Annotated in this window: 14 protein-coding genes and 1 pseudogene; 11 read left to right on the top strand and 4 right to left on the bottom strand. The window is 36.3% G+C overall.

What is annotated here, in order from left to right:
• The first annotated feature begins 23 nt into the window (after positions 1-23).
• From acs to CRS_RS00240, 5 genes are all read left to right on the top strand, one after another.
• Positions 24-1,931, top strand: coding sequence for an acetate--CoA ligase (acs, locus tag CRS_RS00260; RefSeq protein WP_131433066.1), 1,908 nt, complete (start codon positions 24-26; stop codon positions 1,929-1,931).
• Positions 1,932-2,213: 282 nt separating this feature from the next.
• Positions 2,214-3,824, top strand: coding sequence for a T9SS type A sorting domain-containing protein (locus CRS_RS00255; RefSeq protein WP_142722098.1), 1,611 nt, complete (start codon positions 2,214-2,216; stop codon positions 3,822-3,824).
• 4 nt (positions 3,825-3,828) lie between these two features.
• Positions 3,829-7,068: a hypothetical protein gene (locus CRS_RS00250; RefSeq protein WP_142722097.1), complete on the top strand. Its 3,240-nt coding sequence runs from the start codon at positions 3,829-3,831 to the stop codon at positions 7,066-7,068.
• 6 nt (positions 7,069-7,074) lie between these two features.
• Positions 7,075-10,641 (top strand): DUF6443 domain-containing protein, encoded by a 3,567-nt coding sequence (locus CRS_RS00245; RefSeq protein WP_142722096.1) that lies wholly within the window; start codon positions 7,075-7,077, stop codon positions 10,639-10,641.
• Positions 10,638-11,033, top strand: coding sequence for a hypothetical protein (locus tag CRS_RS00240; protein ID WP_142722095.1), 396 nt, complete (start codon positions 10,638-10,640; stop codon positions 11,031-11,033). The genes CRS_RS00245 and CRS_RS00240 overlap by 4 nt, the downstream gene beginning before the upstream one ends.
• Positions 11,034-11,199: 166 nt before the next feature.
• On the opposite strand, the gene CRS_RS24780 is transcribed toward CRS_RS00240, so the two are convergent.
• Positions 11,200-11,466: a transposase gene (locus CRS_RS24780; RefSeq protein ID WP_142722670.1), complete on the bottom strand. Its 267-nt coding sequence runs from the start codon at positions 11,464-11,466 to the stop codon at positions 11,200-11,202.
• Between the two features lie 467 nt (positions 11,467-11,933).
• On the opposite strand from CRS_RS24780, the gene CRS_RS00230 reads away from it, so the two are divergent.
• Entirely contained in the window at positions 11,934-12,446 is a 513-nt protein-coding gene (locus tag CRS_RS00230) for a hypothetical protein (protein ID WP_142722094.1), read from the top strand.
• Between the two features lie 31 nt (positions 12,447-12,477).
• Entirely contained in the window at positions 12,478-12,771 is a 294-nt protein-coding gene (locus CRS_RS00225; RefSeq protein WP_142722093.1) for a hypothetical protein, read from the top strand.
• Positions 12,772-12,940: 169 nt separating this feature from the next.
• Here CRS_RS00225 and CRS_RS00220 read toward each other — a convergent pair.
• Positions 12,941-13,270 (bottom strand): annotated as a pseudogene (locus CRS_RS00220) (transposase); the annotation flags it as partial.
• A gap of 299 nt (positions 13,271-13,569) precedes the next feature.
• Here CRS_RS00220 and CRS_RS00215 point away from each other — a divergent pair.
• The 3 genes from CRS_RS00215 (at position 13,570) to nhaA (ending at position 17,435) form a co-directional block, all read left to right on the top strand.
• Positions 13,570-13,935: a hypothetical protein gene (locus CRS_RS00215; protein WP_142722091.1), complete on the top strand. Its 366-nt coding sequence runs from the start codon at positions 13,570-13,572 to the stop codon at positions 13,933-13,935.
• 109 nt (positions 13,936-14,044) lie between these two features.
• The gene (locus tag CRS_RS00210; RefSeq protein ID WP_142722090.1) at positions 14,045-16,255 is read left to right on the top strand and encodes a bifunctional (p)ppGpp synthetase/guanosine-3',5'-bis(diphosphate) 3'-pyrophosphohydrolase; all 2,211 of its coding nucleotides are present in this window, start codon (positions 14,045-14,047) and stop codon (positions 16,253-16,255) included.
• Between the two features lies 1 nt (position 16,256).
• Entirely contained in the window at positions 16,257-17,435 is a 1,179-nt protein-coding gene (gene nhaA, locus CRS_RS00205; RefSeq protein WP_142722089.1) for a Na+/H+ antiporter NhaA, read from the top strand.
• On the opposite strand, the gene CRS_RS00200 is transcribed toward nhaA, so the two are convergent.
• On the bottom strand, positions 17,432-18,445 hold the full coding sequence (locus tag CRS_RS00200; protein ID WP_142722088.1) for a YihY/virulence factor BrkB family protein: 1,014 nt from the start codon (positions 18,443-18,445) through the stop codon (positions 17,432-17,434). The genes nhaA and CRS_RS00200 overlap by 4 nt on opposite strands.
• A gap of 183 nt (positions 18,446-18,628) precedes the next feature.
• Between CRS_RS00200 and CRS_RS00195 the strand changes: the two genes are divergently transcribed.
• Positions 18,629-19,102, top strand: coding sequence for a 23S rRNA (pseudouridine(1915)-N(3))-methyltransferase RlmH (locus tag CRS_RS00195; protein WP_142722087.1), 474 nt, complete (start codon positions 18,629-18,631; stop codon positions 19,100-19,102).
• A gap of 62 nt (positions 19,103-19,164) precedes the next feature.
• Here the strand turns inward: CRS_RS00195 and CRS_RS00190 are convergent, their stop codons facing one another.
• Positions 19,165-19,617 carry a tRNA (cytidine(34)-2'-O)-methyltransferase gene (locus tag CRS_RS00190; protein WP_142722086.1) on the bottom strand — a complete coding sequence of 151 codons (453 nt, stop codon included), beginning with the start codon at positions 19,615-19,617 and terminating at the stop codon, positions 19,165-19,167.
• Positions 19,618-19,658: the final 41 nt, after the last annotated feature.

Below are 19,658 nucleotides of genomic sequence, written 5' to 3'. Positions count from 1 at the left end.
AAATTTCAAAAAACGAAAGGGATATGAGAAATTACTTAATAGAAGATTTACCACAATATTTTGAAGATTATAAAAAATCTATCAAAAACCCGAAAAAATTCTGGGATAAGGTAGCAGATCAGAATTTCGTGTGGTACCAACGATGGAGCAAGGTTGTTAAGTACGATATGAATGAAGCTAAAATTACCTGGTTCAAAAACGCGAAACTCAATATTACCAAAAACTGTATCGACAGGCACCTGGCGATAAGAGGAGATAAAACGGCTATCATCTGGGAGCCCAATGATCCGAAGGAAGAGGCACAACATATTTCCTATAATGAACTCTATACACGTGTCAATAAAACAGCCAATGTGCTTCGTGATATGGGCATTGAAAAGGGAGACAGAGTCTGCATTTACCTTCCTATGATTCCTGAACTTGCCATTACGATGCTTGCGTGCGCAAAACTGGGTGCTGTACATTCGGTTATCTTCGCAGGGTTCTCAGCTTCAGCTGTCGCTTCCAGAGTAAATGACTGCGAAGCAAAAATGGTCATTACTTCAGACGGAAGCTATAGAGGAAACAAGGTATTGGATCTGAAAAGTATAGTGGATGACGCATTGGAAAAGACCCCTACTGTTGAAAGTGTCCTTGTGGTAAAAAGAACCCACAACGAAATAAAAATGAAAGAAGGAAGAGATCACTGGATGGCTGATCTATATGAGAAAGCTTCTCCTGATTTCGTCACTGTGATTATGGATTCTGAGGATCCGCTTTTTATTCTGTACACTTCAGGATCTACAGGAAAACCAAAAGGAATGCTTCATACCTGCGCCGGCTATATGGTATACACCGCTTATACTTTCAAAAATGTCTTTAATTACAAGGAAAATGATATTTATTGGTGTACTGCAGATATCGGATGGATCACCGGACATTCTTATATCCTTTACGGGCCTTTATTGAATGGTGCAACGACAGTAATTTTTGAAGGCGTCCCTACATATCCTGAACCGGACCGTTTCTGGGAAGTGATTGAAAAGCATAAGATCACTCAGTTTTATACTGCTCCTACTGCCATCCGATCTTTAGCAAAAGAAAGTGCAGAATGGGTAGATAAGCATGATCTCAGTTCCCTTAAAGTAATCGGTTCTGTGGGTGAACCTATCAATGACGAAGCATGGCATTGGTTCAATGATCATGTAGGAAGAAAAAAATGCCCGATTGTAGACACCTGGTGGCAGACAGAAACAGGAGGAATTATGATTTCCCCACTTCCTTTTGTAACACCAACAAAACCTACCTATGCCACCCTCCCATTACCGGGTGTACAGCCTGTTCTGATGGATGATAAACGAAATGAAATTACAGGCAACCAGGTAACCGGAAATCTTTGCATCCGTTTTCCATGGCCGGGAATTGCCAGAACGATCTGGGGAGACCATCAACGATATAAAGAAACCTACTTCACAGCCTTCCCGGGAAAATATTTTACGGGAGACGGCGCATTAAGGGATGAAGTTGGTTATTACAGAATTACAGGCCGTGTAGATGATGTAATCATTGTTTCAGGGCATAACCTTGGAACGGCACCTATTGAAGACAGCATCAACCAGCACCCTGCCGTTGCAGAATCCGCTATTGTCGGTTATCCTCACGATATCAAAGGAAATGCACTTTACGGATATGTAATGCTTAAAGAAACCGGGGAAAGCCGTGATAAGGAAAACCTGAAAAAAGAAATTAACCAGCTTATTTCAGATCAGATTGGCCCAATTGCCAAACTGGATAAGATACAGTTTGTTTCAGGACTTCCTAAAACGCGCTCCGGAAAGATTATGCGTAGAATCCTGAGAAAAATTGCAGAAGGTGACTTCAGTAATTTCGGTGACATCACTACTCTTTTGAATCCTGAAATTGTAGAGGAAATTAAAAATGAAAGAATTTAAATTAATCATTATTTAACCAATAGTGAGGCCCTGGAAGTTTATTTCCGGGGCTTTTGTTTTGTCATACTTTATTTAGTTTTCAAAAAACACGACAGCTTTTGTCGCTGTGTTTAGATAATTTTGCATCAGAACCAGACAAAATCATTATAATATGAATATAATCAAATAATGTATAGTATGATTTATATTAAATCGCATTAACGTGAGTTTCACTTCTTAAAAAGTGTTAAATTTGCAAAGTTTCAAAAAAAACTAATTACTAACTCAAAAAAACAACATTGAATGAGAAAGTTTTATCTCAGTGCACTTACTTTGTGCATGATTCCGGGAGTATCTGCCCAGGAAGTGGTATGGCAGAAAGACATCAAATCCTCTACCCAGGATTTCCTGAGCCAGGTTACCACAACCATCGATCAGCAATATTTAATTACAGGAAGTTCTATACAGTCAGGAAGCGGGAAGCTGGAGGCTGGAAGTAAGCAGAACAACGGTTATGATTTTCATCTGGTCAAGCTGAACCAGCAGGGAGAAGAAATCTGGGAAAAATATTTCTCAGGACAAAATCATGATTATCTGTCAGCCACTGTTACCACACAGGATGGCGGATTTCTTTTAGCAGGGACTTCTTATTCAGGAAAAGGGCTGGATAAAAAAGAGGATTCCAAAGGAGGATCTGATATCTGGCTTATTAGAATCAACGAGTTTGGAGATGAATTATGGCAGAAGACCTTAGGCAGTTCTTCAGATGAAGAAGCCAGAGCGGTTATCCAGACTACAGATCAAGGATTCTTTGTTGCAGGTAACGTACAAAACGCTGCAAAAGGCTACGGTTCCAAGGATGTCTTCATCACAAAACTGGACAAAGATGGAAAAGAGCTCTCACAGCTTATTTTGGGAGGAAAAGGTTTAGATGAGGTAGAGAAAATGATTCCAACAAAAGACGGCGGAGCTTTACTTGGAATGTATTCAAGAAGTTCAGCTGTACAAAGTAAAATGTATAATGTACAAAGTCCTCAAAATACATCCGACACCCGACATCTGACAACGGTACAAAAACAAAGCGACAACTTTGGCGAAGGCGATTACTGGATCGTAAAGCTGGATAAAAACGGAAAAATTGAATGGGAAAAGAACTTCGGAGGAAAAGGTGATGATCATTTGAGAACCCTTGCATTGACCTCAACCGGATTCATTATCGGTGGAGAATCCAGATCAGAAAGGTCAGGGAATAAAACGGTAGGATTAGAAGAAGGAACAGACCTATGGTTAATTTCTTTAAATGAAAGAGGCGATGAACAGTGGCAGAAATCTTACAATTTCAAAAACCGTGATATTCTGATGGGCATGAGTGTTCTTCACTCTGCAGATGACAAATCTTCCAAAGGAATCTTATTGGGTGGCTATACCCAGGCAGAAGGAAGAATAGAAAATGATGATGAAACCTTCTGGATGCTGTATTTGGATCAGAATGGCAATGAACAGTGGAGAAAACATGTAAAAGGAGAATCCAGAAAGAAGGAAGAGAGACTTTCAGACATTAAACTAAACAGAGACGGATCAATTATTCTTGCAGGGACCAGTGCAGAAGAACTCGGAAAAGAGAACTGGAAGATTGTAAAGCTGGGAGACAAACAGGTTGACCAGTTAATTGAAAAATACGATATCAAAATCTATCCGAATCCTGTTTCTGATTATGCTTATGTAGAAATTGGCTTTGATTTTAAAGATGCGGATATTCTTTTGTATGACATGAGCGGAAGACAGTTGCAGAGTATTAAAACAAAGAACAAAGTGACTAAGATCAATACCCAGGCTTTGGTACAAGGAGCTTACCTGATCACGATAAAAACTGATACCAATAAAACGGCAAGCGCCAAACTAATTAAGAAATAACACGATGAAAAAAACTTTAACATTGTCAGGGATTATTCTTTCTGCTTTAATGTATAGCCAAAGTAATACTCCACAAGATTATACTACCAATACGAATGATGCTGGTAAGCACATTCCTAAGATATCTCCAACCAGCCCTGAATCATTTAAATTCAGCCAATTTGGAAATGTTCCTATAGGAATGTTTACAGGTGCTCCCAATATTAATATACCAATTACAGAACTTTCAGTTGATGGAACCAGTATTCCCATTTCTCTAAATTATGCTTCCAACGGTATTAATGTGGATGAGATGAATGGCTCAGTTGGATTAGGCTGGACATTTATTTCAGGTGGAGTAATCACCAGAACCATACGGGATAGACCCGATGAAGAAAGTAGTTTTAATAGCGGGGATGTACCACTAACTGAAAACTTTGCTACACAACTGAATACGTACCTGACATTTTGTGAAAATGATGATTTTGATTCTGAACCTGATCTGTATACTGCCAACTTTGCTGGTTATAATGTGAAATTTGTGATCAATAAAGCAGGTAATATTATTATGATTGATCAGAAAGATTACCAAATTAAAAGAAATGACAATGGAAACTTATTTTCAATTATCTTGGATAATGGTGTGCGATATAATTTCAATGCTGTAGAATATATACAAAACAGGACACTTAATACTGGAGGACATCAGCCACCACAACAATATATACAATCATGGTATTTAACTTCCATCATAACTCCTAATGGCCAGACACTTACCTTTGAGTATCAGGATGTGAATTATACCACTATTCTTTCACAGTCTCAAACAATGACTTATACCAAAGAACCACAGCAGAAATATGGAGATGTATTATATGGTGGTTCTTTGGGACTGCCTTACTGCCCTCTTATAACATATACAATACCACCTGATTTAGGTCTTATTGCAGATTCAGAGCAGTATGTATTGGGCAAACAACTCAAAAAAATATATGATTCCAATAATAATTCTATCGTTTTTTCCTATTCGGCACAAAATGGTGATTACTCAAAACTCACCAGTATCAAAAAATATCATAATAATATAGATGTGGATGATTATAGTTTTAATTATGCCACCACTGGAGCATCAAGACTTTTCTTAACTGAAATACGAAATAATAAAACGAATTCGTTACATAAATTTACCTACAATAACCCTGAGGGACTTCCTTCAAGATTGAGCTTTTCCAGAGATATGTGGGGATTTTATAATGGGGCCAGCAACAGCAGTCTCGTACCTCAATTGTTTTCGAGTAACGATATTACAGCGCCTCAGTATAGTGGCGCTAATCAGAAAGTTGAACCTTCCTATGGACAGTACGGGTTATTAAAAACCATTACTTACCCAACTGGTGGCAACACACTGTTTAATTACGAAAGTCATGTTAGGAAGGAAAATGTTTTGGTGTATGCACCTGAAGTTTTTTTAGGTACATCGACTGTCAATAACTCTAACACTTATGATTCAACACAGGAATTAACTATTACCCCTGTAAAGCCGGGATATGTCCGTATTCAATTATCCAACTATCTTAATCCTTATGGGAACTGTAAAGATAGTCCTGATTTGGAGACTGACAAACAGAAAGGTGGAATGTGGGTTAAAGATCAGGCAGGCAATTATATGCCTTTATTTGAATATTTTCCTGGTATCGGATATACCTCTCTTGGTATTTCGGCAGAATCTTCATTGAATAATAGTCAAACAGCTTATGTATATGTTGAGAAAAATCAGACCATTAAAGTCACCGTGCAAGCATTATTCGTTTGTTGTCAGGCATATATTCAAGTATATTATTATGATGAGGAAGATAAGTCTGTATTACAAGATGTGTTAAAAGGGGGATATAGAGTTGCATCAACGGTTGACACTCCTGTTGACGGACTTCCTATAACCAGAAAATATAAGTATATCAGGGATAATGGGGAGTATTCTATTAATATTACCAGAGATCCTGTATTTGTTGAAGATAGGTTGGTAGGCTCACTTTGTATAGGCTCTACAAATTCGTTACCTACTATGTCCACCTATACGGCCATTACTTCATCCAACATAGGCAGGTTATTTTCTTTTAATCCGAATATTTTTTATGATACCGTGGAAGAACAAATAGAAGGAAAAGGAAAAAGCGTCCATTATTTCAGTTCCGAGACGGATTACCCGGGTAATCCTATTAAAGGAGGTTCTATTATCTCTGCTCCCTGGACGAACTCAGGTTGGAAGAATGGAAAAGAGGTATTAACCGTTTATAAAGACAATGGGGGAACTACCTTAAAAACTGTTGAAAATCTGTATGCTGAAGATCCTACCAGAACATCTTATCTGGGAGGTATCAGTCGACGTAAAATTTATGAGCCTATTGCCAATAATGGCATCTGGGATGCTGATTATCCACATATGGATGTTGTATATTATAAAAATATCAGCCGTTTTACCTATTTACAGTCTCAGAAAACAACGGATTACTTTAATGGTACACCTGTTGAAACTAAGACAGAATATTTTTATGGTAGCCCTTCTCATCGTCAATTAAAGAAACAGAAAAACATTATGCCTGATGGAGTAATTAATGAGACTGAGTATAATTATGCTTATGAAAAAGGCAACCAAAAGCTGATTAATGCCAATATGGTTGGAATTCTCTTAGAAACGTCAATCACAAAAAGGCAGAATGCCAATGATATTTCTGGTAAACTTGTTTCAAAAATTGAAACAAAATATGATAACTCTGGAACATTACTACCTACTTCGGTTTTATCCTATGATCTTCAAAATCCTGACTCTCCAACAACAGAAGTTACCTACGATCAGTATGATTCCAAAGGAAACTTAAAACAGTATACCACAAAAGATGGGATCTCAACTGTAATTATCTGGGGTTATAACCAAACCCACCCAATTGCAAAGATAGAAGGAGCAAAATTGTCTGATATTAATCAGTCTTTAATCAACACGATTGTAAGTGCTTCGGATACAGAAGCACAAGCTGCTCCTAATAATGATGAAACCAATTTACTGAATGCTTTCAGGGATTTTAGAAATAGTTTACCAAATTATCAAATTGCAACTTATACATATGATCCATTGATTGGAGTAAGAAGCATTACCCCACCTTCAGGAATCAGGGAAAATTATATCTACGATTCAGCAAACAGGCTTCAGAAAGTAATTGATGTGAATGGAAAAGTGTTGAAGGAAATAAAGTACAACTACAAAAACTAACAAACGATGAAAAAAATATTAATCCCGATAGGAACTTTACTTCTATCAAATTTAGTAAGTGCCCAGCTTACACTGCTTCCTAATACTGAAAACTATATCCAGTCCAAGACCTATCTGGATTATAGCGGAACAACACCAACAAAGTCTTCTGAAACCGTCCAGTATTTTGACGGACTCGGAAGACCTAAACAAACAGTGAATGTAAAAGCCTCTCCACTGGGGAAAGACGTTGTCACTCCTATAGAATATGATCAATTTGGAAGACCGACCAAAGATTACCTTCCTATCCCACAATCAGGAACACAAAACGGAGCTATCATTCTGAATCCACAGGGAAATGCTACATCTGTATACGGATCAGAAAAGATCTTTGCAGAAAAGGTATTGGAAAATTCACCACTGGATAGGATCCAACAGCAGATTCAGGTAGGAAATGACTGGGCCAACAAACCTGTAACCTTTCAATATGATACCAATGTTAATGGAGAAGTCTTTCAATATGCAACCAATACTACCTGGGTTAATAATGCTACTTCTTCTGTTTTAAGTTTACCGGGAACTTTTCCAGCTAATCAGTTATACAAAAATACAGTTACGGATGAAGATGGTAATATCAATATAGAATACAAAAACGGGAAGGGACAAATCATTATGGCAAGAAAACATGATGGGACCTTTTATAATGATACTTACTATGTGTATAATGAATATGATCAACTTGCCTTTGTACTTCCTCAAAAAGCACTTTTTCAGCCTTTAACGGATACTTTATTAAATGACTTGTGCTATCAGTACCGCTATGATGGAAGGGGCAGGCTTGTAGAAAAGAAGCTTCCAGGTAAGGGCTGGGAATATATGGTCTATGACAAAGCAGACAGGCTGGTTATGGCTCAGGATGCCAATATGAAAACACAGAGTAAATGGATGCTTACCAAATATGATCAATTTGGAAGAATAATTTTAACAGGAATCACTAATAATACTGCTTCAAGGTCAACTCTTCAGGCCAATATTACAGCCGCCACTTACACATTCGAAATACGAAGTGTAGGTTCTTTTACTGTAAGTGGAATGCCAATCTATTATACAAACAGGGCACTTCCTGCAAATCTGGCACAGGTTCTGAGTATTAACTATTATGATGCCTATCCTCCATACAGTTTCAATCCCTCTTTCCCTTCAACTATTCAGGGAGAACCGGTATTAACAGAAACTCCATCAGGCGAAGGAAGAAGTACCAAAGGACTTCCTGTGATGAGTCTTGTTAAAAACATCGAAGACGATAACTGGACCAGGAACTACACCTATTACGACACCAAGGGAAGAGCAATCGGAAGTTATTCCATCAACCATTTGGGAGGATATACCAGAAGTGAAACCCAGCTGGATTTTGCGGGCGTTCCTCAAAAGACCCTTACCTTTCAGGTGAGAAAAGGAGGCGAAGCAGGGGTTACCGTGAATGAACGTTTTGTCTATGATAATCAGAACAGGTTACTAAAACATTATCATCAGGTCGACAACTGGGCAGAACAGCTGTTGGCAGACAATTCCTATAACGAGCTATCCCAGTTATCCAATAAAAAAGTCGGTTCTGTAAACGGAGGCCCCGCATTACAAAGCATAGATTATGCTTACAATATCAGGGGCTGGATGACAGATATAAATAAAGATCAGATGGCTGTTCCCAATTTGGGCGGGAAATTATTTTCTTATAAAATCAAGTACAATAAGAAGGATGGTATCACCAATCCTGATCCCGTTTTGTTTGCAGGAAAAGATGTAAAGCCAAAATATAACGGAAATATCACAGAAGTAGATTGGAGAGCTGTTGAATCCATAGGTGCGAATCCACCTGTACCCCCCAAAAGATATGGTTATGCTTATGATGGCTTAAATAGGTTAACAGCAGGATATTATCAGAATCCTAATAATCCAAACAGCAAGGAAAATACAGAATCATTGGATTATGATGTAAATGGAAATATTACTAACCTTTACAGAACATCTGTTATGGAAAATGGGAATACTACCGCTACTGTCATTGACAAACTGGAATATACCTATGCAGGGAATCAGGCTGTAAAGATCAAAGATAACAGCAATAACAAGACAGGATATGAAGGAACTGCAGGCATGCCCATTGATTACGATCTGAACGGAAATATGAAAAGTATGATGGATAAACAGATTACAGGAATTAATTACAATTACCTGAACCTTCCTAATACTGTGGATATCGGCTTTGATCCGATAACAACCCAGATAAAAACAAAATACAGGGCAGATGGAATCAAATTAAGAAAAGAAAGCACAAAAACAATGATAGGAGTTGCCGGAGCAACCTGGACCAAAGAAATCACAGATTATCTTGACGGTTTCCAATATCTGAATATAACATCTTCAGGTGGTGGGGCATCCGAAGACATGTTCTCTATGGCTCCTATGGACACAAAACGGGCATTAGAAATGCAGGCATTTACAATTGGTTCCCCTGTTGATATTGATCCCACTCCAATAGATCCGATTGTTCAAAATCCTCATAATCCTGAATTACAATTCTTTCCAACAGCAGAAGGGTTTTATGATTACCAGAGAAAAATGTATATTTACCAGTATAAAGATCATTTAGGAAATGTAAGGGTAAGCTATGGGATGAATAATACAACGGGATCTCTTGAAATAACAGATGCTAACGACTATTATCCTTTTGGAATGAATCACCTGAAAACTGGAAATGCTTATTTTGGAGCAGGTAGTTATAAAAATTATAAGTACAACGGAAAGGAACTGCAGGAGACAGGAATGTATGATTATGGTGCAAGAATGTATATGGCAGATATTGGAAGATGGGGAGTAGTGGATCCATTGGCGGAAAAACATCCTGAATTAAATCCAATGATGTATGCAGCAAATAATCCTATAGTTTTTATAGATACTGATGGTAGAGATTGGAGTATTACTCAAAGTTATGATAAAAAAACAAATACAACTCATTATCAAATAACATTTACTGGAGCTGTTTTAAATAGTTCTTCAAATAAGAAAATTGATATGAAAAAGTTTGCTAGTGCTGTACAGTCACAAACCGAAGCCATTTTTAATAAAATAGATAATAATCCTAACATTACAGTTTCTGCAAATATAAACATTAGAACTATAGATGATAAAGAAGATCTTAAAAGTACGGATACACTAATTGAAATAAAAGATTCTTCCTCTAAAGAATTCGATGTTTATAAAGACAAAAAGACAGATGTTGTAGGAAGAGCTATGAATGGAAAAGAAATTTATGTAAATGAGAAATATGTAGATGATTTAATGAGTGGAAGGAATAGCAAAACATTACCACATGAAATAGGGCATACGGGTGGATTACAACACCCAGCCATGGCAACAAGGGAAACTCTGTTTGATTTATCTGAAACATCTTCAACACTTAAAAGTAATTTTATGATACAAGGAGCTATACGAAAACCGACTGGTTTGAATGTACATCAAATAAATAGAATGTATAGGTTATATAAGACTGGTAAATTAAATAATAGAAAAATTGAACCTAGACTTGAAAAATGAAAAACATAATTTTAACACTATTTTTAATTGCTTTTTCTTGTAAAGAAAAAGATACTTTAACTGAAAAAAAAATATTTTTTTCAAATTTGACTGAACCCCAAAAAAATATTTATATTGAACTATTGTACTATTATCCAGCAAAAGATAAAAAGCAATCAAATTTTTATATTGTAAAAGATATCCATACTAATGACACATTGTATGTTGTTGATAAAGATAGTCTTCCTGTATCTGATTTTATTAAGAATTATAATGGAATAGAAAATACAGGCATAGTTTTGAGAAGAGGAAACTTAAAAAATAAAAAAGAATATTTATTAAATGTTCCTTCAAATTATAATTTGAGTAATAAAAAACTGTACTTAGGAGAGCTTATCAGAATAATTGATTAATCCCCCGCTGCGCATTCTATGACACTAAGCAAATAAAAATTGTTAAAATTTAAGATGCAAATTTATAAGTATTAATATAAGGAGTTTGTCTTTCTATTACGGCGAATACCCTGCTTATAAGTTTGCATCTAATATTATTTAAAATAAGCATAGGATTTTTACCTTCTTATTTCTTTTTGTAATAGTATTCTTTTATTTGAATGTCATATTTAATAGCTGTCAATGCACACATTTGTAGTAAAGATTTCATTTTTTTATCTGCAAGATGATTGACTTTTGTTCTTCCTTTTATACTTGAACCCGAGGAGTATTGAAAAAGAGCTACCCCAGAATAGCAAGCGAATTTTCTCCAGTTTTTAAATGCTGTAAAACCCTTTGTAGCAATGATGAAATAGAGGCATGTCTGTTCCCCTATTCCAGGAACTGATTTTATAAGTTCAGCTTGTTTGTGGAGTTCCCCTCGCTACCGCACGATTGCCCCGCTACCGCACGATTGGATCGTGTGGCAGACAGATAAAAAACCTCGCATTTTGCGAGTTTTTTTTTGCTTGTTTAGTTTTAAAATTTTGTATAATATTACCAATGAGAAAGAACAGATATTCTTTTGTTGCAGGATCAAACTTGTCGATATCTTCAATACCCCTGCTGTCGCACAAATCATTGTGTAGAACTTATACTATCAAATCAATATCTATCGTGTGTGATGTCGATATAGTAATTCAGAAAAGAGCTTCTGCTAAAAATATAAGATCATAAAAAACAAAAATTTTTAGGAATTCAGTCTGATAGTTTGATCTATAGTTTTAAACTAAACCACACGAAGGGATTCGTGCCGTAGCAGGGGGGGGAATTTGATTGCAGAAAAAGAAGCTACACAACAATTAAGTGATCAAGGTTATATTGAAAAAAAATGGAAAGTCGACATTAAAAACTGTTGATAAAGTAAAATTAGATAATGTTTACACTAAGTCAATTGAAAATTCGAAAAGTGATTTAACATTAGATGTTGCTTTAGCAGGAACAAGCAAAACGGGTCCGACACCAGAAGATAATTATAATTGCTGGGGCTCAGCTTGTGCAGGGAGTCAAGGAAAAGATATAAAAGTAGGGGTTGGTATACCAGATTCAGCAACATTTGATCAAAATCTTAAAAATGATTATACATCAACAACTCAAAAAGATGCTAAATTTGGCACAACAGTATTAAGATTTACAAATGTGAAAAATGAAACTCAACATGGTGCTGTTTTTTATGGAAAAAGCCAAAATGGAACCGCATATGTTTATACTAAAAATGGATGGCAACTAAAGCCTGAAGTAATGAAATTATCTGATTTACAAACAAAAATTCCGAGTTATGGTAATGTCAAGGGTATTAATTCTAATCAATCTGGCTATTATGAGCATAAATAATTGCAAAAGTCAAAGTTATATTTCAAAACATATGAATGAGACCAAAAATATTTTAATAATTTCTGAGTCGAAATACAATATTATTATAAATAATAATATTGTATTAGATATTGAAATTACAGATAAAAATATTTTAAATATTATTAGAAATTTAGATCAACCAATATTTAAAATTGAATTAAACAAAAGAATTATTATTGCAAAAGGAAATAATTTTTTAAGTTCTTTTGTACCTAAAAATTGTGATTACTTTTATCCAATAGATGATAATGGGAAAATTTTATTGTATAAGGATAATATAATAAATTTAAAGAAAGCTCCCTGAATCATATTTTACGACGACGCAAGCGGGTAATGTATCAGATTTAGTGATAGGGCTATTTTTAATTATTAACTGCTGAAAATAAATGAAATTTAAAAACAAATTAATAGTAAACAAGAGGCTTATGCCTGAGTTTTGAAAGTTTTGGGTTAGAAGGCGAAGATGTTATAGTTTTGGTTTTCTGATCTTTATCAAAATAATTATACTTGATGTAAGCTTTGACTTTTCTCTTTTGGAGAAAAATATAGTTCTCTTCTGAGCCATATCCTGCGTCAGCTACTATTTCGTTGGGAGATTTATGATAAAGGTGTTCAAAGTTTTTAATATGAGCAAGAAGGGTTTTAGTGTCACCAGGATTAGGATGCAGAGTATAATTAATGATAAACTGATTCTCGGTACTCAACTGAAGATTGTAAGCCGCTTTGAGCTGCCCGTTCCCCATATGATCCTCTTTCATGCGCATAAAAGAAGCATCAGGATCTGTTTTTGAATAGCTGTTCCTATTCCTCGCTACCGCATGATTGCATCGTGTGGTAGATAGATAAAAAACCTTGCAACTTGCAAGGTTTTTTGCTTGTAACTTTCTATTTTCAAATGGAAAACAAAACTAAAGAGACGAAAAGTTCTCAAAATACAGGTATTATCCAATCACTAAAATTAAACACCCGTTCAATAATTATTTTTAAACATTGCCCTACTCTATTACAAACAGAATGTTAATTAACAAATTTTATTGCTTTAAATACAATGATAATCGGAAAATAATTACTAACTTTAGTCATAACTTTAAACCAATTAACTATGTCAAATATACTAGCTGGACTATTTGAGCATCACAGCGACTACAAGAAATTAGAGAGTGATCTGGAAAATTCGGGATTTGAAAATGAAGATTACATTATATACCTTAATAGTGATTCTAACAATCCTCAATACCTGGCAAGTGTTACAGTAAAAGATAATAACCAGATTGATCTTGCACGGAATGTATTTATTCAGAATGCAGCCCTGAAATCATACTTATTTGAAAATATGAACGTCAGCGAAACGAATTATGACACGATTAAAAAGTATATCGACGCAAGAAACAGAGCAGAAATTCACAACAGTCCTGATATTAAGATCAAAACATCAAGCGACGGGATGAATTCTGAAGTAAAATTCTAATCATATAAAAACTTGATAACCGGAGATCCGCAGTGTATTCTGCGGATCTTTTATGTTTGAAAAAACTAAAAAATTTCGTATTTTCGTCTAATTATAGGCATGTGCACAAATGAGTTACGATTTAGAACAAGAGAATAAGGAGATCCTCGCAAGATATAAGGACCTGATTTCTAACACATACAGAACACTGGATGAGGAAAACAACAAACTCATCCGAAAGGCATTCGATATTGCGCTGGATGCCCACAAGGATCAAAGGAGAAAATCCGGAGAGCCTTACATCTACCACCCTATTGCTGTTGCTAAAATCGTAGCGACAGAAATTGGTCTGGGAGCTACTTCTATTGCCTGTGCACTGTTGCATGATGTAATTGAAGATTCTGACTATACCTATGAAGATCTGAAAAAAATATTCGGGGAAAAGATTGCCAATATCGTGAATGGACTCACCAAGATATCCATCATGAACCATCAGAATATCTCTGTTCAGTCTGAAAACTACAGAAAACTGTTATTAACCTTATCCGAAGATTTCAGAGTGATCCTGATCAAAATTGCAGACCGCCTCCACAACATGCGGACCCTGGAAAGCATGGCTCCGGATAAACAGAAAAAAATCGCTTCAGAAACGGTGTATATCTATGCTCCGATGGCCCACCGTCTTGGATTGTACAACATCAAATCCGAGCTGGAAGATCTTTCTTTAAAATACAATAATCCCGAAGTATATAACGAAATCACGGAAAAATTGGAATTGGCCAAAGAAAGCCGTGAAAGGTATATTGAAGAATTCAAGAAAGAAGTATCCGAAAGACTTCATGAAGAAGGCCTAAACTTTAAAATCAAAGGCCGTGCAAAAGCCATCTCTTCTATTTACAGAAAAATGCTGAAGCAGGGCGTTTCCTTTGAAGAAGTTTTTGACAACTATGCCATCAGGATTATTTATAAATCGGATGCCAAAAATGAAAAATTCCTGGCCTGGAAGATTTATTCTATCGTTACGGATGTTTATCACAGTAACCCTTCAAGAATGCGTGACTGGATTACACAACCCCGTTCTACAGGATATGAAAGTCTTCACCTAACCGTTTTAGGCCCTGATAAAAAATGGATTGAAGTACAGATCCGTTCAGAAAGGATGGACGAAATCGCTGAAAAAGGGGTGGCCGCCCACTACAAATACAAAGAAGGTTATAAACAAAGTTCTGATGACAGAAACTTTGAAAAATGGGTAACCGAAATCCGTGAAGTACTGGAGCAACAGCAAAACCTTTCCACTTCAGAACTTCTGGATAATATTAAACTCAACCTATATTCAAAAGAGGTATTTGTCTTTACACCAAAAGGAGAGATTAAAATCCTTCCGACCAATGCTACAGCTCTGGATTTCGCTTTCTCTGTCCACTCGGACCTGGGAATGAAATGCTTAGGAGCCAAAATCAATGGAAAACTGGTTCCCATTTCCTACATCCTTCAAAACGGAGATCAGGTGGATATCCTTTCTTCTCAGAATCAGAAGCCAAAATCTGACTGGCTGGAATTTGTGGTAACTTCAAAAGCCAAGTCCAAAATCAAAAGTTACCTGAATTCTCAGAAAAATCAACTGGTAGAAGAAGGAAAAGAAATTCTGCAGCGAAAGCTCCGTCATGCGAAAATCAATTTCAATGATGAAGAAATCAACAAACTTCAGAAATTTTTCAATTTAAAATCATCTCAGGAACTCTTCCTTAAATTCCAAAGTAATGAACTGGATGTAAGCAGCCTGAGAAGATATATAGAAAGTAAAAATGTATTCAACAACTTACTTTCAAGATTCAGAAAATCGCCTAATAAAAGCCAGCATTTTGAGGAACCGAAAGAGGAAAACCTTGATATGATTGTCTTTGGAAAAGATGAGGAAAAACTTAACTACAGCTATGCAAAATGCTGTACCGTAATTCCGGGAGACAAAATTTTCGGATTCATCACCATTTCAGATGGAATCAAGGTACACAGTGACAACTGCCCGAATGCCATCAATCTCAGAGCACAGTATGATTACCGTGTTATTCCTGCCAAATGGGTGAATGCCGAAAGCTTCAAAAACAGAGTAAAAATTGAGATTGAAGGACTGGACAGAATGGGGATGATCAACGATATTACGACGGTCATCAGCGGAAGTATGGGAATGGATATGAAAAGTATGTCTATTGAATCCAACAACGGCGTTTTTACAGGAAATATCAATCTGGAAGTCAAAAATAAAGGTCAGTTAGAGGAAACCTTTAAAAAACTTAAAAGTATTAATGGAGTTTCCAGAGTGAGACGACTACAATCATAGCATGAATTTAACTCTTTATTTTAAAAAATTTTTCAGTAACAGTCAGTCTTCAGGAATTATTCTTATTTTCTGTGTGCTGATTTCATTGCTTATTGCCAACTCAACTTTAGCAGAAGGATTTCAGCATTTTTTAGACAAAGAAGTGGGCACTCATCTTTTTGGGTTGGAATATCCTGTCAGCATCTGGATCAATGACGGACTGATGGCCATATTCTTCCTTCTGGTAGGTCTTGAAATAAAGCGTGAACTTGTAGAAGGTGAGCTTTCATCTTTTAAGAACGCTTCCCTTCCTATTTTTGCTGCCGTAGGCGGAATGCTCGTTCCAGCCGTAATCTACAGCATTTTCAATACAGGGACAGAATACAGCAATGGCTGGGGAATTCCTATGGCAACCGATATTGCTTTCTCCCTGGCTATCATTTCAATGTTGGGTAAAAAGATTCCGAATTCTATCAAAATATTTTTAGCAGCATTGGCTATTGTAGATGATCTGGGAGCTATTCTTGTAATTGCAGTTTTTTATACAGAACAAATTCACTGGAGCTATCTTCTCCTGTCTTTTGGGGTAACGGCTTTACTTTTTATCTTAAACTTCCTAAAAGTAACCAAGACTGTATTTTACATTATTCCGGGACTCTTTCTATGGTACTTCCTTCATCATTCCGGAATTCACGCTACCATAGCAGGTGTTTTACTGGCCTTTTCAATTCCTACCAATGCTTCCAATGTTGAGATTTCGCCGCTGGAAAAACTGGAGCACCGGCTTCATATTCCGGTAAGCTTTCTGATTATGCCCATATTTGCTTTAACGAATACGAATATCACTTTTTCCAATGAAATGGTTGCCGGAGCTACAAGCACCCTGGGATTGGGCATTATTTGTGGTTTAGTATTAGGCAAGCTGCTTGGGATTAATTTATTCTCATTGATTGCCATTAAATTAAAACTCAGCTCTCTGCCTCAGAACAGTACCTGGCTGCAGATGATGGGTGTAGGATTATTGGCCGGAATCGGATTTACAATGTCAATCTTTATTGCCCTGCTTTCTTTCAAAGACGAAATACAGATTCAGGATGAGGCTAAATTTGCCATTTTAATAGCTTCCTTCATCGCTGCAGTTGCCGGATTTATTATACTAAGCTTAAGCTCAAAAGAAAACCCGGAACTGGAAGAGAATTAATCTTTTTTCCGGTCCTCCATCTTTCTTTTGTGCTCTTCATCACTCTCGAAGTCAGGTTCTTTAATCTGGCCGTGATATTGTATAGCTTCTTTCTGAATCTCATCAGACAGCAGCTTTTCTATTCTGAGTTTTCGGATCGCCATATTCAGTTCATTCCCAAACAGAAGGAGATAGACATTCACATTTACCCACACCATCAGCAGGATCATGCTTCCAATAGATCCGTAGAGCACGTTATACCTTGCAATATCCTTCACATAAATAGCGAAAATATAAGTAGTGACCACAAACAATACGGTGGTCAGAATAGCTCCCGGAACCGCCTGCCTGAATCTTGTAATCTTTACAGTTCCCAACCAGTAAAATAAGGTTAAAAGGATAAAGTAAAAAAGCGGAAAAGAGACAAATCCAATAATTTTGGAGAGGTTATTCACCAGCCATGAAATATCGTAAGCCGGTGTAAAAGGCTTTAATACCACTTCTGCATAATAAACCCCGAAAAGAGCCAGGAATACAATAGTAATAAAGCCTATTGTAATAAAAAACGAAAGAATGAATTCTTTCACATCACTGAGTTTTTCATCAGAATTTTCATTGAACCCGTTGATCAGGGAAAACGTTCCGTTGGTTGCAAAAAGCAGTGCCAGCACAATGGTCAGATTACTGATGCCTTTCATATTGGGAACAATATTGGCCTCAATATATCCCCGTATATCTCCTTCCATGTTGGATGGAAAAACATTATGCATTAATACTTCAAAAATATAGAACTGCAGTTTCGCATAATGCGGCATATACGGTAAGACCGAAAGCAGGAACAGAATAAACGGAAACAGACTTATCGTAAAGCTCCATGAAATAGCCGCTGCTTTTCTTCCTATCTTTCCTTTAAAAATCCCTGAAATATAGATCTGAAACATCTGCCAAAGCGATATTCCCAAAACAGGAATATGAATGTTGTCAAAAAACTCCTGAATCTTCAAAATAAATTTTGGAACCTTTATACTCATCTATCTGCTTGTCTTTTTACAAATGTAGGGGAATTAAATTAAATAGGGAAAAGATAAAAGGTAATAGGCAGCAGGAATCAGATGGCCGGAATTAAGGAATAATAACCTAAACCAGCAACATTGAACCCAAAACTTTGAAATTTACTCCCTGAAGTCCTATCTTTGCATCTGAAACTTCTTACAATGCGAATCAGCTTACTTTGTATCGGTAAAACAGATGATAAGGAAATTACCTCTTTAATCAATTATTATCTGAACCGCCTTCCCAAACACTGGAATTTTGAAATTACTGAAATACCGGATGTTAAAAATGCGAAAAATCTGTCACCCGAACTTCTCAAAAAAGAAGAAGCAAAATTGTTTCTAAACCATTTCGATAAAAATGATCTGGTGGTACTCCTTGATGAAAAAGGAAAACAGCTGACCAGCCGGGAATTTTCACAGAAAATAGATACATGGATGAATTCATCAGTCAAAAAAGTACATATACTCATCGGTGGTGCATACGGCTTTTCAGAGGATATGTACAGCAGAGCCAATGAAAAAATGTCTTTATCCAAAATGACCTTTACCCACCAAATGATCCGCCTGTTCATTGTTGAGCAGCTTTACCGTGCTGATCAGATTCTGCAGGGAAAACCTTACCATAACGATTAAGACAAAAAAAGTAGCTTCAAAAGTAACGTTCTATTCCTTTGAGCGTTGAGGATTCAGAATTATTATTTCAGGCTGATCTGTCTTTTTGCTTCACCTACTACAAAGGCAACAGAATTAGCAATATTAAAACTCCTGATAAGTTTTGACATAGGAATTGTCAGATGATTTTCAAAACGGCTTAAAACCTCTCTACTTAATCCTGCACTCTCCTTTCCGAAAACCAGCCAGTCTCCATCCTGAAAATCAGTTTCCAGATAAGATTTTTCAGCATGCGAACTCATTAAAAAAACACGTGACATGTCGGGTATATTTTTAATCCATTCTTCTACATCCGCATATTCAGAAACATCAAGATGTACCCAATAATCCAATCCGGAACGTTTCAGGTTTTTATCATTAATTATAAATCCAAATGGATGAATAAGGTGCAATCTGCTTTCGGTTCCTACACACAATCTTCCGATATTTCCTGTATTATTAGGTATTTCGGGTTCTACAAGAACAATATTCAACATCTTTCTATCTCTTTATTCTTATTTAACCGTTATACGGTTAT

The sequence above is a fragment of the Chryseobacterium sp. ON_d1 genome (assembly GCF_006829085.1).
Taxonomy (GTDB): Bacteria; Bacteroidota; Bacteroidia; order Flavobacteriales; family Weeksellaceae; genus Chryseobacterium.
This window is presented reverse-complemented; position numbering and strand designations above follow the sequence as displayed.

What these genes read in the sequence shown, in the direction of transcription:
- acs (WP_131433066.1), top strand. Translation starts at nt 24, where the DNA reads ATGAGAAATTACTTAATAGAAGATTTACCACAATATTTTGAAGATTAT.
- CRS_RS00255 (WP_142722098.1), top strand. Translation starts at nt 2,214, where the DNA reads ATGAGAAAGTTTTATCTCAGTGCACTTACTTTGTGCATGATTCCGGGA.
- CRS_RS00250 (WP_142722097.1), top strand. Translation starts at nt 3,829, where the DNA reads ATGAAAAAAACTTTAACATTGTCAGGGATTATTCTTTCTGCTTTAATG.
- CRS_RS00245 (WP_142722096.1), top strand. Translation starts at nt 7,075, where the DNA reads ATGAAAAAAATATTAATCCCGATAGGAACTTTACTTCTATCAAATTTA.
- CRS_RS00240 (WP_142722095.1), top strand. Translation starts at nt 10,638, where the DNA reads ATGAAAAACATAATTTTAACACTATTTTTAATTGCTTTTTCTTGTAAA.
- CRS_RS00225 (WP_142722093.1), top strand. Translation starts at nt 12,478, where the DNA reads ATGAATGAGACCAAAAATATTTTAATAATTTCTGAGTCGAAATACAAT.
- CRS_RS00215 (WP_142722091.1), top strand. Translation starts at nt 13,570, where the DNA reads ATGTCAAATATACTAGCTGGACTATTTGAGCATCACAGCGACTACAAG.
- CRS_RS00210 (WP_142722090.1), top strand. Translation starts at nt 14,045, where the DNA reads ATGAGTTACGATTTAGAACAAGAGAATAAGGAGATCCTCGCAAGATAT.
- nhaA (WP_142722089.1), top strand. Translation starts at nt 16,257, where the DNA reads ATGAATTTAACTCTTTATTTTAAAAAATTTTTCAGTAACAGTCAGTCT.
- CRS_RS00200 (WP_142722088.1), bottom strand. Translation starts at nt 18,445, where the DNA reads ATGAGTATAAAGGTTCCAAAATTTATTTTGAAGATTCAGGAGTTTTTT.
- CRS_RS00195 (WP_142722087.1), top strand. Translation starts at nt 18,629, where the DNA reads ATGCGAATCAGCTTACTTTGTATCGGTAAAACAGATGATAAGGAAATT.
- CRS_RS00190 (WP_142722086.1), bottom strand. Translation starts at nt 19,617, where the DNA reads ATGTTGAATATTGTTCTTGTAGAACCCGAAATACCTAATAATACAGGA.